Here is a 19,759-nt window from a genome sequence, read left to right as displayed (position 1 = left end):
TAAGACCCGGCTTTTTCGTTTATTCCGCAGGTGAATTCCGCCGCGATCACGAACCCCGGGTTGCGCTTGCCAGATCGGCGGGCGCAACTTCACCCCGTGCCATTCTGCGAAAAACGGGTACCGGGTAGAACTCCTGGTTATCGCCCCAGCAGGCAGTCCCATCCCAGTCCCAGCGGGTGAGGGACCAGACCACGGTGTGGGTGGTATTGCCACTGAACAGCAGACCGTCGTCGAGCTGGCCCTGCACGTGCAGTTCGCGTCCCAGTGCATCAATAGCGTCAATGGTGACGCGACGGGCACCATAGCGGCCGTACTCTTCGATGCGGCGCACACCTTTGGTGAGGCTGGCGGTCTCACCATCCTGTTGCAGGAAACCGGTGAGAATTTTTTGCTCTCTCCTTGTACCCATGCTGAGGGTTTGAAACAGGCTTGAACCGGTTGAGCCCCAACAGTAGGCACCGGGGTGAATGCTGGCGTAATCCCGCACGCCGTAGGAGAGGTCCCGCAGGCTGGCGCAATCAACATCAATACGTCGCCCGTCGATGCTGAGCCAGCCGCTCATGCGGCCGGGCTGTTCGGCGTGAAAACTGTTGGCGTCACGCTGGGGGGCGGCGTGTAACGGGCTGGTGGCCTGCCACTGCAGTGCCAGCTCCAGGCCGCCGGAGTTGTAGCTCAGCCCATAGCGGGTGTGAGGCTCCAGGGTGGTGACGCAGAGGGAGTTCGCCGCTGCGAAGTTAAACTTCTGCGCCGGCTGCGGCAGTGGCTGGTTGTGGCTGAAGTTGTAGTGCAGGCAGTCGAGCACGGTCTGCCCGGACCTGTCCCAGATCACCGGCCCGCCGGTCAGCATGTTCAGGTTGGGCCGGAAGAAGTAAAAGATGATGCCGTGCAGGTGCAGTTCCGGCACCGTCAAATAGAAGCAGGCACTGTCAATCCAGTGCGGATGTGCAGGGGGCTTCGCAAACAGCAGATCCGGGTCTGTTGTGCTCATAGGAGAATCACCGTCCATTGGTGCCGGTCGCTCCCCTGGAGCGCCGGCCATTATTATTGTGTATCGCCGGGCCGCAGCGGCTCAGGCTCAGCCGGCGTTGAACTCCTGCAGCAGTTGGGCGTGCTGCTCGGGGCGCAGGCGCGGGCCAAACTGGCTGACCACCTGGGCGGCGGCGCGGCTGGCCAGGGCCCCGGCGCGGGCGAAGTCCAGGCCATGACTGATACCGTAGAGAAACGCACCGGCAAACATATCGCCGGCGCCGTTGCTGTCGATGGCGGTTACCGCGTGCGGGGCGACCTGGTGGTGCTGTTCACCATCGAACACCAGCGCGCCCTTGCTGCCCAGGGTAATGGCGTAGGTGCGGGCGATCTTTTGCAGCTCGGTGGCCGCGCTTTGCAGGTCACTGCAACCGGTGAAGCCCAGTGCTTCGCCTTCGTTGCAGAACAGCAGGTCCACACCGTCACCCAGCATCTCCTGCAAGCCGTCGCGGAAAAACTGCACCATGGCCGGGTCGGAAAGACTCAGCGCGGTTTTGACCCCGGCGGCTTCGGCCTGGCGGCGGGCTTCAATGGCTGCGGCGCGCCCGGTCTCCGATGACACCAGGTAGCCTTCGAGGTACACATAGCCGGAGCTGGCGATGGCTTCGGGATGCAGCTCATTGACCGACAGCGTCTCGCTGATACCGAGGTAGGTGTTCATGGTGCGTTCGGCATCCGGAGTGATCATGACGAGGCACTTGCCGGTAACGCCGGCCTCGCGTTGCAGTTCGCGGTGGTAGTCGACACCGGCCGCCTGCAGGTCATTGAGGTAGAAGTCGCCGTTCTCGTCGTTGGACACCTTGCAGCTATAGAAGGCGCTGGCGCCGAAGTAGCTGGCGGCAATGATGGTGTTGGCGGCGGAACCTCCGCTGGCGCGGCGGGAAGCGACCAGGTGATCGGAGAGGTGGTCAATCAACTCCTGCTGTCGGCTTTCATCCACCAGCGTCATAACGCCCTTGTCGATACTGAGGTTGTGCAGATCCGTGTCGCTGACTTCGATCTCGGTATCCACCAGTGCGGCGCCGATGCCGTAGATGTGATAATGACTCATTGTGATTCCTTAGCTGTTTCAGGCGGTTGCCGACCGCAAAGGCTGACATTATGCCTTGTCAGTAAGGCGCGAGTCAGTACACTTGCGCCATGACACGCAAGCGCACTTCTTCCCGGGGCCGTAAACGCTCCTCCCGTACTCCCTCCCGATTCTGGCGCTGGCTCGCCATTATGCTGCTATTGCCCACCGTGGTTGTCGCCCTGTGGCTGTTGTGGCTCGACTTTGAGGTGCGGGACAAATTTGATGGCCGCAAGTGGGCGCTGCCGGCACGGGTCTACGCGCAGCCGCTGGAGTTGTACCAGGGGCGGGTGGTGAGTGTTGAAGATCTGCGTTTTGAACTGCAGGTGCTGGGTTACCGGGAAGTGGGCCAGGTTTACTCCCCCGGCCAGTGGTCGCTGCGAGGCAGTGAGTTCGATATTTATGTCCGCCCCTTTGCTTACAACCAGCGCCAGCACCCCGAGCGGCGCCTGCGGCTGCAGATCGCCAATGACCGGGTGGCCTCATTACAGGTGGTTAAGGGGACATCGGCATCGGTGATGCTGCTGGAGCCGGCCATCGTCGGCGGCATCTATCCCACCCGCCAGGAAGACCGCGAGCTGATCCGCTTGCAGGATATCCCGCCGCTGTTGGGAGAGGCGTTGATCGCGGTGGAGGATCGCAGCTTTGTCCAGCATTGGGGCGTATCACCGGTCGCCATCGCCCGCGCTGCCTGGGTCAATGTGCGCTCTGGCCGCGTGGTGCAGGGGGGTAGTACCCTGACCCAGCAGCTGGTGAAAAACTTCTTCCTTGACGATCGTCGCACCTTTTCGCGCAAACTCACCGAAGCTTCCATGTCGCTGCTGCTGGAGTTGCACTACAGCAAGGCAGAGATCCTCGAAACCTACATGAACGAGGTCTACCTGGGGCAGAGCGGTCCGCGGCAGATCCACGGCTTCGGGCTGGCGGCCCGCCACTACTTCGGGCGCCCGCTGACACAGCTGAAAACCGAACAGCTGGCGCTGCTGGTGGGCATGGTAAAGGGGGCCTCCTACTACAACCCTTGGCGCAACCCGCAGCGGGCCCTGGAACGACGCAACCTGGTACTGACGGTGCTGCAGAAGCAGCAACTGCTTACTGCGGCCGAAGCAGATCGCGCCCGTCGCGCGCCGCTGGGGGTTATTGCGGAGGAACGGCGCAAGCTGCAGGAGTACCCGGCATTCATTGACCTGGTGCGGCGGCAGCTGCTCAGTGACTACAGCGAGGAGGCGTTAAGCAGCGAGGGGCTGAAGGTGTTTACCACCCTCTCTCTCAGCGCCCAGCGCCGTGCCGAGGCGGCGCTCAGTCGCCAGCTGCAACGGCTGGAGCGGGGTTACAAAATCCCGGACCAGCAAATGCAGGGTGCGGTGGTGGTCACCGGCGTGGGCACCGGGGAAGTGCTGGCGCTGGTGGGCGATCGGCAGACCAAGTTTTCCGGATTTAACCGCGCCCTGGATGCCACCCGGCCCATCGGCTCACTGGCCAAGCCGGCGGTCTACCTCACGGCACTGCAGCATGGTTACAACCTGGCGTCGCTGATCAGTGACGGTCCGGTCAAAGTGGCCGGCCCCGGCGGCTCCCTGTGGGAGCCCAGGAATTTTGATCATCAGTCCCATGGTGAGGTGCTGCTGATCGACGCCCTGACCCGCTCCTACAATCAAGCCACCGCCCGCCTCGGTATGACTGTGGGCCTGGACAAGGTGGAGCGCACCCTGCGCAATCTGGGGGTGACGGCGGAATTCGATGTGGTGCCGGCCATGCTGCTGGGCGCCATAGAGTTGTCACCCCTGCAGGTCTCCGCCATGTACCACAGCATTGCCAACGACGGCGTGGTGATGCCGTTGCGGGCCATTCGTGCGGTGGAGACGGCGACGGGCGAGCCGCTCTCCCGTTACGCCATCGAGCTGGACCAGTCGGTGGACGAAAACAGTGTGGCGTTGTTGCAGTACGCGCTGCAGGCGGTGGTGCGGGAGGGCACCGGGCGCGGCCTCTATCAGGTGCTGCCGCCGGAGCTGTCGCTGGCGGGTAAAACCGGCACCACGGATAACCAGCGCGACAGCTGGTTTGCCGGCTTCAGCGGTCAGCACCTGGCGGTGGTATGGCTGGGGCGGGACGACAACGGCGCAACGCCGCTGACCGGCAGCTCCGGGGCGCTCACCGTGTGGCGGGAGATGTTCCGCGACTGGCCGACCCGGGGGCTGGATATCTACGCCGATGACAAGGTCGAATACCTGTGGGTGGACCAGACCAGCGGTTTGCTCAGCGGTGAAAATTGTCGCGGTGCGCGCCTGATTCCGTTTGACGGCAACAACCGTCCACTGCAGAGTGCGGCCTGTGATTATGTTGAAAATCCCGTTTTGCATTGGATGAAAAAATGGTTTTGAAGCGAGTAGTTCCGGGTTTGCTGTGCGCCTCCCTGTTGTTGCTGGCAGGTTGCCAGTCCACCCGGCCGCCATCGCCGGTAACCGCGCCGGGTGAGCAGGAGGGCGGCGACTATTCGCAGGAGCAGGTGCCGGGCTCGCCGGAGCCTGTCACCGTTCCGCCCTCCCCGGAGCCGGGGCGGGAGTCCGGTGTGCAACCACCGCCGCAACTGGTGCTGGAACTGGAGCAGCGCGGGGACCAGCTGGCCCGCTCCGGTGAGTGGCAACAGGTGATCGAAGTGGCGGAGCAGGGGTTGCGGGTGGATCGCCGCTTCAGTGGTTTCTATCGCTTGCTGGGTGAGGCCTATGCCGAACTTGGCAATCTCTCCCAAGCCCGTCGTTTCGCCCGTCAGGCGACCCGCCTGTGCCGCGATGACTGTCGTCGTGAGCAGGGACTCTGGCGGCAGCTCAATCCCTGAAGTGGCTGATTTCACCCGGGCGGCCGTGTGTGACATGTATCACAACAATGCTACTATTGACGCCGCATACCACGGTTACCCGCTCGGCACAGGGCGGTTTTCGAATATAGTTTCCCTCGGGCTGCAACGAATGGACTCCTCCCCGGCATAAGCGGTGCTGTCGGCAGGTTGACGCCGTTGCGGCGTGTCCCTCGCCCTGTCGCGTTGGTCACCGGCGGGCCTGGCTCGGCCGACCGCCTGGTGTGATCAAGGAAGCAACCAATAAGAACCGGATACTATGAGCAGCGCAGATACCCCTTCCGAAAGCCACTCCGGTGGAGCCAGCCTGACCGACGAGCTGGTGATCCGGCATCTGAAAGCCTGTCAGGCACTGCTGCTGCAGCAGGCGCAGCCCCACTTTGATACCTTTGTCGAGCAGTTGCAGGCCACCTTGCAGGAGCGGGTAGACGCGGCGCGCAGTAACAAGGAGCAGGTGGAACTGGCGGAGCAGCTGCGGCTGTTGCGCGAACAGAGAGCAGAGTTGCGGCACTACTTCCTCGGCTATCTCGGCGAGGGGTTTGTAAAGTTCAAGCGCGGCGAACTGCGCACCACCACCGGCGAAGAGAAGTACCAGGATGACATGCTGGCGCTGGTGGAAAATGATGATCTGGAAGAGACCATCGCCATCAGCTCCATCACCCACCGTGCCGAAAACCAGTATTCCGAGCCACTCTGGGCCATGAATCAGCGCCTTGCTCTGCTCAATCGTGGTGAGCGGGTACAGGATCGCGGCAATCCTGCGGGGCCGATCCAGTACTGCGAGTCATTGCGCAAGGGGCTCGCCCGCACCAGTCTCAGGCTGGGCACCCGTATACTCGCCTACAAGGAGTTCGATCGCAGTTTCATCCCTTCACTGAATGAAGTGTATGAGGGGGTTAACGATTACCTGCAGAAGCAGGGGTTGCTGGCCAACCTGCGCTATCGGCCGGTGAACCTGTCACCGCCGCCGGTGCCGGAAGTGGAAGAGATGGCGGCAGCCGAACCGGCCTCCCCTGGCGCTGCCACAGCTACTCCCGCAGCGGCCGCTGCCCCGGCGGCCGGAGAGGTGGTCGCCAGCGGTGTGCCGATGCCTGACAGCTCCCTGCCCAGTGAGCAGTATCAGGGGCACCTGCTGGCAGCCATCCGCAGTCTGCAGAGCCATCTGGGCGGTGTACTGACACGCTCCGGCCCAGCGGGTGCCGGCGGTGTGGCGGGTACTGCCGGTGCCGCTGTGCCATCGGCGGCAGGGGAGGGCGTACAGCCCGCGATGGCGCCGCAAGGCGGCGCAGCCCTGCCGGGTGGCCGCTCGGCCGTGATCTACTCCAACGAGCAGCTGGTCACCGCGTTACAGAGCATCCAGACCCAGGCGCTGGCGGTCACTGGCCAGCACCTGGCGGTGGCGCAGCCGGGCAACCTGGAGCCGCAGAGCATCGCCGAGGTTAACGAGCAATTGCTGGGGCACCTGCAGGCGGCGGTCGAGGATGGCAGCATCGATGAGAACGATATGCACACCATTGACCTGGTGGGCTTGCTGTTTGAGTACATGCTGTCGGACGAAAACCTGCCCGACGCCATCAAGGCGCTGCTCAGTTACCTGCACACGCCTTTCCTCAAAGTGGCGTTTATCGACAAGAATTTCTTCGAGAAGACCGGTCACCCGGCGCGTCTGCTGCTGAACAACATGGCGGAAGCGGCGGTGAAGTGGGTCGGCAACGACGGCAGCAGCCAGTACGACATTTACGACAAGATCAAAAGTATCGTCAACCGGGTGCTGGAAGAGTTCACCAACGACACACGCCTGTTCGCCGAACTGCTGCTGGATTTCAGCGGCTATACCAAGAAGATCTCCCGTCGCCAGGAGTTGATGGAGCGGCGCGCCATGGAGAAGGTGCAGGGAGAGGAGAAACTGCGGGAGGTGAAGCTGCGGGTCAATCAGGAGGTGCGCAAACGCACCGATGGCCGCGAACTGCCCTCCGCCGTATTGCTGATGCTGTTGCAGCCCTGGTCCGATTACCTGGCCTTTTTACTGCTGCGTTACGGTGAGGAATCCGAGAGCTGGTTGCGGGCGGTGCGGGTCATAGATGAGGTGCTGTGGACCATTGAGCCGAAGCAAACCAATGCCGACAAAACCCGCCAGCTGGAGATGCAGAACAGTTTGCTGGATACGCTCGAGTCCGGTTTTGAAACCATCGGTTACGAGCAGGCCAAGGGCAAGAAGCTGCTGGAGGCGCTCTTCTCGCTGCAGAAAATGGCTCTGCAGAGCCGGGCCGTGGAGCCTGCTTCCGAACCCGCACGCAGCAAGCTGGAAGAGATGGCCGCGCTCAAGGCCGGACAGTCCCCCGGTGAGCAGGAGAGTGCGACGCCGGAAGAGCAGCGCATGGTTGAGCACCTGAAGATGATCGAGTTTGGTACCTGGTTTGAATTTGAAGGCGGCAAGCGCCTCAAGGTGGCCTGGTACAACTCCAAGACCATGCACTACATGCTGGTGGACCAGATGGGCAAGAAGGTTGCCATGATGTCGGGGCTGGAGCTGGCCCGGGCCATGCTGTCACGCTCCGCCAAGGTCATTGCCGGCAGTTCCAAACCCTTCTTTGAACGCGCCCTGGAGAACATCCTCCAGAGCCTCAATGCCCGCGCCGAAGAGTTGCGCTCGGAGACCGCCGTATGAGTGAACAGCAGCCACACACCGAGCAGCGCCGGCTGCAGCGTCACCGCCTGAACGTGCCGGTGGTGGTGTCCGACTGCAATCGCAACCTGCGATTGGGGCGGCTGGTGGATATTCACAGGGAGGGCTTGATGCTGATGGGGGAGCAGCCTCTGCAGGTGGATCACCTGTACCAGCTGGATTTGCACCTGCCGGAGCCGCTGGAAGGACTGGATACCCTCCACCTGGGCGTGGATTGTCTCTGGACCCGTTGCGATGAAGGCTCCACTTCCCACTGGTCGGGGTTTCATATCATCGACCTGTCGGAGTTGGCGGAGAGTCAACTGGAAGCCCTGATAGACATGATGGCACGGCCCTGACCAGACCTGCGCACGCCGATACAAAAAAGCCCGCTGACAGCGGGCTTTTTTGTATCGGCGTGTGGCCGCAAGGCGGGCATCAGAAGGCGGCCATCACCTTGTCCGCCGCCGCCAGGGTGAAGTCGATATCGGCATCGGTGTGGGCAATGGAGAGGAAGCCCGCTTCATAGGAGGCGGGGGCCAGGTAGACACCTTCATCCAGCATGCCGTGGAAGAAGCGGTTGAAGCGCTCAATGTCACAGGCCATGACCTGCTGGTAGTTGGTGATCTGTGGCTCTTCGGTAAAGAAGAAGCCGAACATGCTGCCCACGTGGTTGGTGGTGAAGGGGATGCCGTGTTTAGCAGCTACGTCACGCAGTCCCTGCACCAGGCGGTCGGTACGGGCGAACAGCTGCGGGTAGAAACCGTCGGCGGAGATCAGCTCCAGGGTTTTCAGCCCCGCCGCCATGGCCACCGGGTTACCGGACAGGGTGCCGGCCTGATACACCGGGCCAAGGGGAGCGATGTGGGACATGATCTCCCGCTTGCCGCCAAAGGCGCCTACCGGCATGCCGCCACCCATCACCTTGCCCAGGGTGGTGAGGTCCGCCTCGACGCCATAGTGGCCCTGGGCGCCGGTAGGGCTGACGCGGAAGCCGGTCATCACTTCGTCGATAATCAGCACCGCACCGAACTGGTCGCACTGGGCGCGCAGGCACTCCAGAAAGCCGGGGATCGGCGGCACGCAGTTCATGTTGCCGGCCACCGGCTCCACAATCACACAGGCTACCTGCTCACCCACTTCGGCAAACGCCTGCTCGACACCGGCAATGTCGTTGTAGGTGAGGGTGATGGTGTGGTCCGCCAGTGCTGCCGGCACGCCGGGAGAGCTGGGGACGCCGAGGGTAAGGGCGCCGGAACCGGCTTTCACCAGCAGTGAGTCGGAGTGGCCGTGATAGCAGCCCTCAAACTTGATGATCTTGTCGCGACTGGTGTAGCCACGGGCCAGGCGGATGGCGCTCATGGTGGCTTCGGTACCGGAGTTGACGAAACGCACCAGGTCCATGCCCGGCATGATCTCGCACAGGCGATCGGCGAGGGTGGTTTCGATGGCGGTGGGGGCGCCAAAGCTCAGTCCCAGGCGCGCCTTCTCAATCACCGCGTCAATAACCTCGGGGTGGGCGTGGCCGAGAATGGCCGGACCCCAGGAGAGCACGTAATCCACATAGCGTTTGCCGTCGGCGTCAAACAGGTAGGCGCCCTCTGCCTTCTCGAAAAAGACCGGCGTTCCGCCGACAGCCTTGAAGGCGCGCACCGGCGAGTTAACGCCTCCGGGAATGTGTTGCTGGGCTTGTTGGAACAGTTCGGCAGAGCGGCTCATGGCACTTCCTTAACGGGACAAGAAAACGGAACGGACGAAATCGCAGAGGCGGCATTATCCCCGAGGCGTTGGCGGATTGCGAGTTCAGGGCCTCAGGCGTGGCCGCTGCCGGACTGGCTGAGGTGGCCGTTGGCCCAGAAGAAGCGGTTGGGCAGGTGGTGCCCCATACCCAGCCGGCGGCTGTGGGCCAGCGCCTGCCAGGTGAAGTTCTGCCCCTGGGAGATGGCCTCTTCCGGCAGCAGTCCATGGGCCAGATAGCAGGCAATGCTGGCGGCCAGGGTGGCGCCATTGCCGTGGGATTGCATTGGCAGCCGCTGCCACTGGTATTTACGCAGCAGGCCGCGGCCGTTGTAGAGATGATTCTCCACTGTGTCCTGGGTACGGCGGGCTCCGCTGATCAGCAGGTAGTGGCAGCCGCTCTCCAGTATCTGGTGGGCGCAGGCTTCCGGGGTGTCGCTCTGCGGGGAGATCTCCTGGGCCTCGCCCATGTCCGGGGTGACTACGGTGGCCAGTGGCATCAGCAGGTTTTCGGTGGCATTGACAATGGCGTCAGCGTCAGCCAGCTCACCGTTGCAGATGCTGGTGGCGGGGTCCAGTACCACCGGCAGTTGCGGATAGTCCCGCAGGATGGAGTGGATAGCTTCGGCATTCTCCACACTGCCGACAAAGCCGATACGGATTGCCTGCACCGGCATGTCTTCCAGCAGGGAGCGGGTCTGTTCGATCAGCAGGGCGGCGGGCAGGGGGGAGATGTTGTGGGTGTGGCGGCTGTTCTTGCTGCAGAGGGCGGTGATGACCGAGGTGGCGTGGCAGCCGAGGCTGGCGGCGCATTCAATATCCGCCTGGATACCGGAGGCGCCGGATGGGTCGTGACTGGAGAGGCTGAGTACTACCGGTGTAGCGGTCCCGAATTCGGTCATGCTGTTACCCTCGCTGGAGCGATGCCTCTTTCGAGTCTAACACAGGCCCGGCGCTTGTCCCGGTCAGCGGGGGGATTGTTTTCAGGTCTCTGGTTTCAGGCCCCGGGTTTCAGTACCGCCAGCAGCACCGCGGCAAACAGAATCAGTACCGGCAGTTCATTGAATACGCGGTAGAAGACATGGCTGCGGCTCTCCGGGTCGCTCTCCAGCAGGCGGATACAGCGGCCACAGTAGAAGTGATAGATCACCAGCAGCGCGACCAGCGACACCTTGATGTGAAACCAGATGGCGCCACTGTAGTAGGCCCAGTTGAGACTGGCCAGAGCGATGCCGAAGCCGATGGTGAGAAACATAAACGGCGTGATGAAACGGTAGAGCTTACGCTCCATCAGCAGCAGCTGTGCGCGGATGGCAGTGTCTTCCACCATGGCGTGATTCACAAACAGGCGCGGCAGGTAAAAAATACCCGCGAACCAGCACACCATGAAAATAATGTGAAAGGCTTTCAGCCAGAGCATCAGCATGAGAGGGGGTTCCTAGGCAGTGGGTAGGGCTTTGTCCCGGCGCTGGCCATCATACCTGATAGTGATCGTCGATGTGTTGCTGGGTGACAATGCCAATCACCGGTGACAGCCAGGGGGTGGCCCGCCGCTCCACGCAAAGGGCATCGGCCTTCAGTTGCTGCAGTTGCTGCTGGGCTTCGAACAGGCTGGCCTGGTGGTCTATGGGCTTCAGCAGCCAGCGGCGCCCGGGAATCTCCAGCAGGTTGATGCTCTCATCCCCCGCGCGCTCCTCACTGTTCAGGTAGGCGGATATATCCGCCGCCGCCACCAGATAGCGCTCCCGTTCCGGCTCGTCCACCACCAGCCACCTGGGTTGCTGGTTGAGGCGCTGCTGCAGCTGGGTCACGGTCTGGCGGTGATTGCTGCGCTGGAAGCGGGTCTCCATCACGCTGCGTACACCGATGCGGTCGAGCACCCGCCGCATGGGGCCACTCTTGAGGGAGTAACCGTTGGCCTCCAGCTGGGCGACAAACAGCCCCTCACAGCGGAACAGTTGCCGCGTGGTGAGAACGGCGACGACGATCATCAGCATGGCGGGGAAGATGGTGCTGGGGTTCTGGGTCAGTTCAAATACCGAGATCAGGGCCGCCAGCGGCGCGTTGATCACCGCGGCCATCATGGCGGTCATGCCCAGCAGCACATAGAAGGCGGGGTTGGGGCCTGCGTCCGGGGTGACTGTGCCGATGAACCAGCCGATCGCTCCGCCCAGTGTCGCGCCGAGAAACAGCATGGGGCCGATGCAGCCACCCGGGATGCCGACACCGCCACTGATGGCGGTTGCCAGCAGTTTGGCCAGCAGGATGCCCACCAACAGTTCCACCGCGAGTTGCCCGTGCATGGCCTGGCCAATCGTGTCGTAGCCCACACCCAGGATTTGCGGGTACTGCAGCGCCAGTGCTCCGGTAATGGCGCCGGCCAGGGATACCTTCAGCCACACCGGCAGTGTCAGCCGGCGATTGACCAGCAGTTGCAGCTTGATAAACGCCGCCGCAAACACGGCTACCACCAGGCCCGCCAGGGCGATCAGTGGCAGTTCCCACAGGACGTTTAACTGCAGCGCGCCCACGCTGAAGGCGGGGTCGCTGCCAAACACCAGCTGCCCGATCAGGGCGCCGGTGACAGAGGCCAGCATCACCGGAATAAATCCCGCCACCGTGTACTCCATCAGGATCACTTCCATGGAGAAGATGACCCCGGCCATGGGGGTGTTGAAGGAGGCGGCGATGGCGGAGGCGACGCCGCAGCCCACCAGGGTTCGCTGGCAGTTGTTGGGCAGTCGCAGCCACTGTCCCAGTTGACTGGCCGCGCCGGCACCCAGGTGCACCGCCGGCCCTTCGCGGCCCACGGACTGGCCGCTGATCAGTGCCAGAATACCACCGAAGAACTGTACTACCCAGTTGCTGGCGGGCAGCCGGCCCTGATGATTATGCAGTCGTTCCAGTACATGGCCGATGCTCACCTGGCGGCTCGCTGGTGGCAGCCATTGCAACATCAGCCCCAGGATCACTGCGCCAGCGAAAGGCAACAGAAAGTGCCAGTGCTGTGGCAGGGATTCAAAGTCGTCCGCCCCGCCGGCCAGCAGGCTTTGCAGGGGTAGCTCTATACTGAGACGAAAGGCGACGATCAGCCCTGCCGCGGCAATGCCACTGAGCAGCCCCAGCAGCGTCAGCTGTGGCAGCGCGTCGAGGTGGGCCAGGCGGTGTTGCAGCCGATCCATGCGCACCTGCAGCTGATGCTGAAAGCCGGGTTTGGGGGGTGGCACGGGTGCGGGTGAAGGATCGTTCATTAACCAGGGCTACGGGTAGAGGGTGCATTGCTTATAACAAACATTGATATACACTAGGGCGTTTTCACCTGGGTCCGGTGTTTGGCCGGCTCGGGCAGTCCTGTCTATATCGGCATTCGGTATAGGGGTTGGCTGCTATTCTGGCGTCAAAGTGACTGGCGGGCAAACTCGGGTGGACGAATTCAGACAGTGTTTGTACAGGGCACCCGGCGGGTGCGGAGAGGTTAGCTGCAGTGAGTAAAATTCAGATTGGTATCGTCGGCGGAACCGGTTACACAGGGGTGGAGTTGCTGCGCCTGTTGGCCAACCATCCCCATGCCGAGGTGAAGGTGATTACCTCCCGTGCCGAAGAGGGGCTGCCGGTGGCGGATCTCTATCCCAGTCTGCGTGGCTTTTTTGACCTGCAGTTCAGCGTGCCGGATGTGGCCGAGCTCTCGGCCTGCGACCTGGTATTCTTCGCCACGCCTCACGGCGTGGCCCAGGCCATGATGCCGGAACTAATCAATCGCGGGGTGCGGGTAGTGGACCTGTCCGCCGATTTCCGTATCCGTGATGCGGCCCTCTGGTCGCAGTGGTATGACCAGCCCCACAGCTGCCCAGAGTTGCTGCCAAAGGCTGTGTACGGGCTGCCGGAAATCAACCGTGAGGTGATTGCCGGTGCGCAACTGGTGGCTTGCCCCGGCTGCTATCCCACTGCCATTGAGCTGGGCTTTTTACCCTTGCTGGAACAGGGTTTGGTGGATGCGGGTGACCTGATCGCCAGTGCGGCTTCCGGCTCCAGTGGTGCCGGGCGACAGGCCAAAGTGCCTATGTTGCTGGCGGAAACCGGCGAGAGCTTCAAGGCGTATGGCGCAGCCGGTCACCGCCATCTGCCGGAAATTGAGCAGACCCTGAATGATGTGCAGCCGGCGGGGAGTGCCCCTGCCCAGGTGACGTTCGTTCCTCATCTGGTGCCCATGGTGCGCGGTATCCACGCCACCCTCTACGCCAACCTTAAAGGTGAGGCGGGAGATCTGCAGGCGCTGTTTGAAGAGCGCTTTGCCAACGAACCGTTTGTGGACGTGATGCCAGCTGGCAGCCATCCGGAGACCCGCAGCGTGAAAGGCTCCAATGTCTGCCGTTTGGCGGTTCTGGAGCCGCAACAGAGAGGTAAGGTGGTGGTGCTGTCGGTGATCGATAATCTCACCCGGGGCTCCTCTGGCCAGGCAATTCAGAATATGAACCTCATGTTTGGTTTTGACGAGACGGCGGGCCTCAATCAGGTCGCGTTGATGCCTTAACAAGGTTTGGAGTCGGAAAGGATCTGATGAGCTCAGTAAAAGGCAGCAAGCAGTACAGTCTCAAGGTGGTGAAGTACCGGCCGTGGGTGCGGGTTACCGTCATTGCCATCCTGACCCTGCTGGTGGCCGCGGCCATTGCCGGCGCCTTTGGCGGCGGCCTGTTTCTGGGGCAGTCGTTGCAGCAGGAGGCCACGGCTGAGCGCGACCGCTTGCGGGTGGAGCTGCGTGAGCGTCAGACCGAGGTGGACGACCTGCGCCAGGAGGTGGCCAACCTGAAACTGGGCTCCACCGTTGACCGGCAGGCCAGCGAAGGGGTGCGGGAGGAGGTGATCGCCCTCAAGAGCGAGATTGCTGCCCTGCAGGAAGATATCAGTTTCTATCGCGGGCTGATGGCCCCCAGCGGCAACCAGCGTGGCCTGACCATAGGCTCCGTCAACGTGATCTCCACCGGGTCGCCCCGGCAGTTTGAGTATAAGGTGGTGGTGCAACAGCTGGCCACGCGTCACGTCTTGCTGAAAGGGAGCCTGCGCTTCTCCATTGTCGGGCGTCAGGGTGAGCGGTTGGTCACGCTTCCGTTGAAAGATGTGTCAGACAATGTGGATGCAGAAGAGATTCGGCTACGGTTTAAGTATTTTCAGACCATCGAAGGACGCCTGGTGCTGCCGGGTAACTTCGAGCCTGAGAGAATTGAGTTGGTTGCCAGTTCCACCGGCGCAGACGCGGTGGTGGTTGAGAAGAAATTTGGCTGGCTGGTGCAGGAGAGTTAAGTCACGTGTTTGGCAAAAAAGATAAATCCATGGCGTACGCCGCTGGTGGTACTACGCTGATTTCCGGTGCAACCGAGCTGGTGGGTGATATCCACTTCAAGGGCAGCCTGGAAATTGAGGGCCGCGTACGCGGCAACATTTTCGCGGAAGAAGGTTCCGAAGCCCGTGTACGGGTGATGGAAAATGGCATGGTGGAAGGTGATATCAACGCCCCGACTATTGTTATCAATGGCTCGGTGCGGGGTGACGTGCACTCCTCCAAGCATGTTGAGTTGGCTGCCAAGGCCATTGTTGAGGGCGATGTTCACTACTGCATGATCGAGATGGTCAAGGGTGCCCAGGTGAATGGCAGCCTGGTGTTCAGTGATGCCACCCAGCGCAAGGCCCTGCCCAAGCCAGAAGCCCCTTCCGCCAGCGATGACAGCAACGTCAGCGCCATCGGCAATACTTGACTAAATTAGTGGGGTAACGGGATAATGCCGTCCAGCTGCAGGGCTTCTTGAAGAGAGTGGCCTGCAGCGGTTGTAGTTACGGGAGCGAGCATGAGTACCGCAGAAATTTTTACCCCACAAGCTGTCCTGGTCACCGATAACGCGGTGGCCAAAGTGAAATCCCTGATTGAGGAAGAGGCCAACGAGGAGCTGAAGTTGCGGGTGTTTGTCACCGGCGGCGGCTGTTCCGGTTTCCAGTATGGCTTCACTTTCGATGAGCTGGTGGCGGACGACGACGCGGTGATCGAGAGGGGTGGCATCACCGTGCTGGTGGATTCCATGAGCTATCCCTACATCGCCGGTTCCGAAGTGGATTACCAGGAGGGGCTGCAGGGCTCCCGGTTTGTGATCCAGAATCCCAACGCCAGTTCAACCTGCGGTTGCGGGGCCTCTTTTGCCGTCTGAGTGAGACGGTCTTTTTCTGAGCTTTCCCCAGTCTGCACCTGCCAGGCTGGCTTACCCTTCTGTTGAACCAGGTGTGCCGGCACTCTCCGGAACTGGTCTCTGGCTGTCCGGACGTTTTATCAGGCGGGGTAAATCGCCCCCAGAATGCGACTGCCACTGGCACCGGTCACCGATGGCAGGTTGCCAGGCTGCCGGTTGAGGGTCTGGTGAGCCAGCCAGGCGAACGCCGCGCCTTCTACCTGTTGCGGTGCTATGCCCAGCTTTGCCGTGGAGTGACAGGGCTTGCCGGACAGCTGCTGCAGCCGATTCATCAGCGCGAGATTGCAGGCGCCGCCGCCACAGATGTAGAGGGCGTCGTAGACAGTTGTCGTCGCTGCGATGGCCCGCAGCAGAGTATGGCTGGTCAGCTCCATAAGGCTGGCCTGTACATTCTCCGGCGGAATGTCTTTGTAGTCCTTCAGTGTCCCTTCCAGCCAGGGACGGTCAAAATCCTCCCTCCCGGTACTTTTGGGAAACGGTGCCGCAAAAAACGGATGCCGCAGCCACTGCTCCAGTAATGCTTTGTTCACCGTACCGCTGGCCGCCCAGCGCCCATCCTCATCGTAACTGCGCCCCAGGTGCTGGCTGGCCCAGGTGTCCATCAGGGCATTGCCCGGCCCGCTGTCAAAGCCGGTCACCGGGTCGTCGCGGGTGAGGTCGGTGATATTGGCCATGCCACCAATGTTGGCGATAACCCGCCTCTCGGTAGCCGAGTGAAAGGCGGCCCGGTGAAAGGCTGGTGCCAGCGGCGCCCCCTGGCCACCCGCGGCCATATCGCGGCGGCGGAAGTCGGCAACCACAGTAATCCCGCTGCGCTCGGCGATAAGGTTGGGGTCGGCAATTTGCAGGGTAAAGGGAGAGGTATAGCCCGGCCGGTGACGTACGGTCTGGCCGTGGCTGCCGATGGCAGTGATGTCACTGGCGGAGAGTCCACATTGGGCGAGCAGCTGTTGCACGGCGCCGGCAAAGGCTTCGCCCAGCTGCCGGTCCAATTCCCCCAGGCGGTCAATTTCGTTGTCGCCCGGTTGGCAAAGGCTCAGTATCTGTTGCCGGACTGGCTCTTCATATGGCAATTCCAGGTGTGCCCTGGTGTTAATGCCCGTTTCATCAAGGCTGATCAGGGTGGCATCAATACCATCGGCGCTGGTGCCTGACATCAGGCCGATGTAGTAGCTCATTGGGTGGCGCGTCCGCTGCTGGCCAGCAGGGTTTGCTCGCGGTGTTGGTCCAGCGAAGCCAGGATGGGCTGGGTCTGGTTGCGGAAGTACTCCATCTCCGAGTCGGGCACCGACTGTGCTTTGGGCAGCTTGTCGAGGATGGTGCGCGGGTTACGGTGCACACCGTTGAGCAGGAATTCGTAGTGCAGGTGCGGCGCGGTGGAGTAGCCGGTATTGCCCACTGTGCCAATCTGCTGGCGTTGCTTGACCCGCTGGCCGTTCTTGACGGTGCGCTTGTGCAGGTGCAGGTACTTGGTCTGGATATTGTTGCCGTGCTGGATCACCACGTAGTTACCGTTGGCCTTGGTAAAGGAGGAGGCGATCACCTTGCCGTCACCTGCAGCCCACACAGGGGTGCCCCGGGAAGCGGCGTAGTCGGTGCCACGGTGGGGTTTGACGGTCTTGAATACCGGGTGCAGTCGTTTCGGGTTGAAATTGGAGCTGATACGGCGGAAGTCCAGAGGTGCGCGCAGGAATGCCTTGCGCATGCTCTTACCGTCAGGGGTGAAGTAGTGTACCTGCCCCCGGGGATCCTCGTAGCGCACGGCGCGGAAGCGATGGTTCTGGTTGATAAACTCGGCTGCCAGCACGGCGCCGTTGCCGATCTTTTCGCCATCCAGGAACTGCTCTTCATAGAGCACCATAAACTGGTCGCCCTTGCGGATATCGAGGCCGAAGTCGATATCCCAGCCAAAGATATTGGCCAGTTCCATGATCAGGTCAGCGTCCATCCCCGCCCGCTGGCCGGCCAGGAAAAGGGAGTCGTCAATACTGGCCTGGCGGTAGGCGCGGTGGACGTCCGGCTGGCGGATTTTGGTTTCGTGGTTGAAGTGAGTGGCGTCGGCGCGGGTAAACAGTTCGCTCTCCAGCCGGTTGCGTCGATACTGCAACCCCTGCAGTTGCCCGTCGGCGATATGGAACTGCAGCTCGTGTCCGGGGTGGATGCGTTTCAGGATGGAGGATTCCGGATTGCCGGACATGAACTCCCACAGGGCCCGGTCGCTGAGACCGGCTCGCTGGAAGATCAGGGACAGGCTGTCGCCGCTGCGCACCTCCTCTTTATGCCAGCTTATGGGGGGTACGATATCCTCGGTCACCGGTTCCACGGGCTTGTCCAGCAGCTCTTGCAAGCCGGGCTTGAGGGAAGAGGGTTTGAGGTTGAGCGTCAGCTTTTCCTGGTGCCGCTTGGTCACCGGTGGCCCACTGGGAATCAGCATCATGGTGACGCCGAGACAGGCCAGCAACGCAATGGCAATGCGCAGGTGGCGGCGGGGAAAACTGCGTATCAGCAGCGTGCTTCGTTTGGGTGGTTGAGTCTTTTTATTGGGTGTCATACAGCTGCTGGTTCCGGCACTCGCGAAGACCTGTGGTGTTATCGGGAACGCTTGGAGGGTTTATAACAGAAATGATTCCCTAAAAATACCGCTGTTGCGGTTTGCAGGGCGGTCCTTCGCGCTTGTTTTTGATGGGGGATTCGGTATTGTGCGCGTTTATTTTTCAGCCGAGCCCCCTGCGGGGCCTGATTCTACAGGATAGAGAGCTATGACCGCAGCAACCAGCAGTCTGATCGAAGAGTTGCGGGCCCGGGGCCTGATTGCGCAAATGACTTCCGAAGAGGAGTTGAATGCTCACCTGAGTGAAGGTCCGCGCGTCCTCTATTGTGGTTTTGACCCTACCGCTGACAGCCTGCACCTCGGTCACCTGGTGCCGCTGCTGGTATTGAAGCGCTGCCAGGACGCGGGCCATCACCCGATCGCCCTGGTGGGTGGGGCTACCGGCCTGATTGGCGACCCGAGCTTCAAGGCGGCGGAGCGTCAGCTGAATACCCCGGACGTGGTGGCGGGCTGGGCGGACAAGATTCGTGGCCAGGTCAGCCAGTTCATTAAATTTGAGGGGGTGGACAATCCGGCCCGCGTGGTAAACAACCTCGAGTGGATCGGCTCCATGAATGTGCTGGATTTCCTGCGTGACGTGGGCAAGCACTTCTCCGTGAATAACATGATCAATAAAGAGTCCGTGCAGCAGCGCCTGCAGCGGGAAGGGGCGGGTATTTCCTTTACCGAGTTCTCCTACGCGTTGTTGCAGGGCCTGGACTTCGCCGAGCTCAATCGACGTTACGGCTGCACCCTGCAGGTGGGCGGCAGTGATCAGTGGGGCAATATTGTCGGTGGTATCGATCTGTCCCGGCGCCAGAATCAGGCCCAGGCCTTCGGTCTGACCGTGCCTCTGGTGACCAAGGCCGACGGCACCAAGTTCGGCAAGACCGAATCCGGTGCCGTATGGCTGGACCCGGCCAAGACTTCCCCCTACAGCTTCTACCAGTTCTGGCTTAACACTGCGGATGCGGATGTCTACAAGTTCCTGCGGTACTTCACCTTCCTGCCGGTCGCTGACATTGAGGCTATTGAGGCTGCTGACGCTGCCGCAGAGGGACGCCCGCAGGCGCAGTCCATTCTTGCCCGGGAGGCGACTCTTATGGTGCACGGGCCGGAGGGCCTGGCGGCGGCAGAGCGTATCACCGACGCCATGTTCAGTGGCTCGCTGCAGGATCTGGGTGAGTCGGACCTGGCGCAGTTGGCGCAGGACGGTCTGCCCAGTAGTGAGCTGCCCGCCGATTTTGCCGAGAAACCCCTGACCACACTGTTGGCAGATGCCGGTATGGTGAAAGCGGCCCGCGAAGCCAAGGATGCCCTGACCCGCAATGCGGTGCTTATTAATGGTGAGGCGCGGGGGATGGCTGACAATATGGAAGCTGCCCGCTGCTTTGCCCCGACTGCTGCGCTCTACGGCCGCTATTTCCTGGTCAAGCTGGGCAAGAAAAAGAACCACCTTTTCGTATTGTCCGCTCAGTAATAACTGGGGTGTGCGGGCGCTGGCGCAGGTGCTCGCAAAATTTTGTAAAAAGTTTACAAAAGCCTCTTGCGCAGTCCGAAAGGCTGCGTATAATGCGCGCCTCCT

The 19,759-nt window shown here is 61.7% G+C and carries 17 protein-coding genes; 9 read left to right on the top strand and 8 right to left on the bottom strand.

Going from position 1 to position 19,759, the window contains the following annotated elements; translation table 11 throughout:
* Positions 1–46: 46 nt before the first annotated feature.
* Both GSF27_RS07875 and GSF27_RS07870 read right to left on the bottom strand, forming a co-directional pair.
* The gene (locus tag GSF27_RS07875) at positions 47–988 is read right to left on the bottom strand and encodes a hypothetical protein (RefSeq protein ID WP_160967650.1); all 942 of its coding nucleotides are present in this window, start codon (positions 986–988) and stop codon (positions 47–49) included.
* An 87-nt stretch (positions 989–1,075) separates the two neighbouring features.
* Entirely contained in the window at positions 1,076–2,077 is a 1,002-nt protein-coding gene (locus GSF27_RS07870) for an adenosine kinase (protein ID WP_160967648.1), read from the bottom strand.
* Between the two features lie 89 nt (positions 2,078–2,166).
* On the opposite strand from GSF27_RS07870, the gene mrcB reads away from it, so the two are divergent.
* The 4 genes from mrcB (at position 2,167) to GSF27_RS07850 (ending at position 7,973) form a co-directional block, all read left to right on the top strand.
* Complete coding sequence (gene mrcB / locus GSF27_RS07865) at positions 2,167–4,476, top strand: penicillin-binding protein 1B (protein WP_160967646.1); 2,310 nt, start codon at positions 2,167–2,169, stop codon at positions 4,474–4,476.
* On the top strand, positions 4,473–4,931 hold the full coding sequence (locus GSF27_RS07860) for a tetratricopeptide repeat protein (protein WP_160967644.1): 459 nt from the start codon (positions 4,473–4,475) through the stop codon (positions 4,929–4,931). The genes mrcB and GSF27_RS07860 overlap by 4 nt, the downstream gene beginning before the upstream one ends.
* Positions 4,932–5,208: 277 nt before the next feature.
* Positions 5,209–7,617, top strand: coding sequence for a DUF1631 family protein (locus GSF27_RS07855; RefSeq protein ID WP_160967642.1), 2,409 nt, complete (start codon positions 5,209–5,211; stop codon positions 7,615–7,617).
* Positions 7,614–7,973: a PilZ domain-containing protein gene (locus GSF27_RS07850; protein WP_160967640.1), complete on the top strand. Its 360-nt coding sequence runs from the start codon at positions 7,614–7,616 to the stop codon at positions 7,971–7,973. The genes GSF27_RS07855 and GSF27_RS07850 overlap by 4 nt, the downstream gene beginning before the upstream one ends.
* Before the next feature lie 79 nt (positions 7,974–8,052).
* On the opposite strand, the gene hemL is transcribed toward GSF27_RS07850, so the two are convergent.
* From hemL to GSF27_RS07830, 4 genes are all read right to left on the bottom strand, one after another.
* Positions 8,053–9,333, bottom strand: a complete 1,281-nt coding sequence (gene hemL / locus GSF27_RS07845; protein ID WP_160967638.1) for a glutamate-1-semialdehyde 2,1-aminomutase — start codon at positions 9,331–9,333, stop codon at positions 8,053–8,055.
* A gap of 92 nt (positions 9,334–9,425) precedes the next feature.
* Positions 9,426–10,253, bottom strand: a complete 828-nt coding sequence (locus GSF27_RS07840; protein WP_160967636.1) for a hydroxymethylpyrimidine/phosphomethylpyrimidine kinase — start codon at positions 10,251–10,253, stop codon at positions 9,426–9,428.
* Between the two features lie 95 nt (positions 10,254–10,348).
* Entirely contained in the window at positions 10,349–10,777 is a 429-nt protein-coding gene (hemJ, locus tag GSF27_RS07835) for a protoporphyrinogen oxidase HemJ (protein WP_304627208.1), read from the bottom strand.
* 49 nt (positions 10,778–10,826) lie between these two features.
* On the bottom strand, positions 10,827–12,602 hold the full coding sequence (locus tag GSF27_RS07830) for a chloride channel protein (protein WP_160967634.1): 1,776 nt from the start codon (positions 12,600–12,602) through the stop codon (positions 10,827–10,829).
* 233 nt (positions 12,603–12,835) lie between these two features.
* Here GSF27_RS07830 and argC point away from each other — a divergent pair, with 233 nt between their 5' ends.
* The 4 genes from argC (at position 12,836) to erpA (ending at position 15,545) form a co-directional block, all read left to right on the top strand.
* Positions 12,836–13,882 carry an N-acetyl-gamma-glutamyl-phosphate reductase gene (gene argC / locus GSF27_RS07825; RefSeq protein WP_160967632.1) on the top strand — a complete coding sequence of 349 codons (1,047 nt, stop codon included), beginning with the start codon at positions 12,836–12,838 and terminating at the stop codon, positions 13,880–13,882.
* A 26-nt stretch (positions 13,883–13,908) separates the two neighbouring features.
* Positions 13,909–14,649: a DUF6776 family protein gene (locus tag GSF27_RS07820; RefSeq protein ID WP_160967630.1), complete on the top strand. Its 741-nt coding sequence runs from the start codon at positions 13,909–13,911 to the stop codon at positions 14,647–14,649.
* A 29-nt stretch (positions 14,650–14,678) separates the two neighbouring features.
* Positions 14,679–15,101 (top strand): polymer-forming cytoskeletal protein, encoded by a 423-nt coding sequence (locus tag GSF27_RS07815; protein ID WP_160967628.1) that lies wholly within the window; start codon positions 14,679–14,681, stop codon positions 15,099–15,101.
* Positions 15,102–15,191: 90 nt separating this feature from the next.
* The gene (erpA, locus tag GSF27_RS07810) at positions 15,192–15,545 is read left to right on the top strand and encodes an iron-sulfur cluster insertion protein ErpA (RefSeq protein ID WP_160967626.1); all 354 of its coding nucleotides are present in this window, start codon (positions 15,192–15,194) and stop codon (positions 15,543–15,545) included.
* A 119-nt stretch (positions 15,546–15,664) separates the two neighbouring features.
* Here erpA and GSF27_RS07805 read toward each other — a convergent pair whose 3' ends face one another.
* On the bottom strand, positions 15,665–16,762 hold the full coding sequence (locus tag GSF27_RS07805; protein ID WP_160967624.1) for an anhydro-N-acetylmuramic acid kinase: 1,098 nt from the start codon (positions 16,760–16,762) through the stop codon (positions 15,665–15,667).
* Positions 16,759–18,135 carry a peptidoglycan DD-metalloendopeptidase family protein gene (locus tag GSF27_RS07800; RefSeq protein ID WP_160967622.1) on the bottom strand — a complete coding sequence of 459 codons (1,377 nt, stop codon included), beginning with the start codon at positions 18,133–18,135 and terminating at the stop codon, positions 16,759–16,761. The genes GSF27_RS07805 and GSF27_RS07800 overlap by 4 nt, the downstream gene beginning before the upstream one ends.
* A gap of 208 nt (positions 18,136–18,343) precedes the next feature.
* On the opposite strand from GSF27_RS07800, the gene tyrS reads away from it, so the two are divergent.
* Positions 18,344–19,654 (top strand): tyrosine--tRNA ligase, encoded by a 1,311-nt coding sequence (tyrS, locus tag GSF27_RS07795; RefSeq protein WP_160967620.1) that lies wholly within the window; start codon positions 18,344–18,346, stop codon positions 19,652–19,654.
* The last annotated feature ends 105 nt before the right edge of the window (positions 19,655–19,759 follow it).

It is taken from the genome of Pseudomaricurvus sp. HS19 (assembly GCF_009857815.1).
GTDB lineage: Bacteria > Pseudomonadota > Gammaproteobacteria > Pseudomonadales > Cellvibrionaceae > Pseudomaricurvus.
Note: the sequence above shows the minus strand (reverse complement) of the source record. Positions and strands in the feature narration are given on the sequence as shown.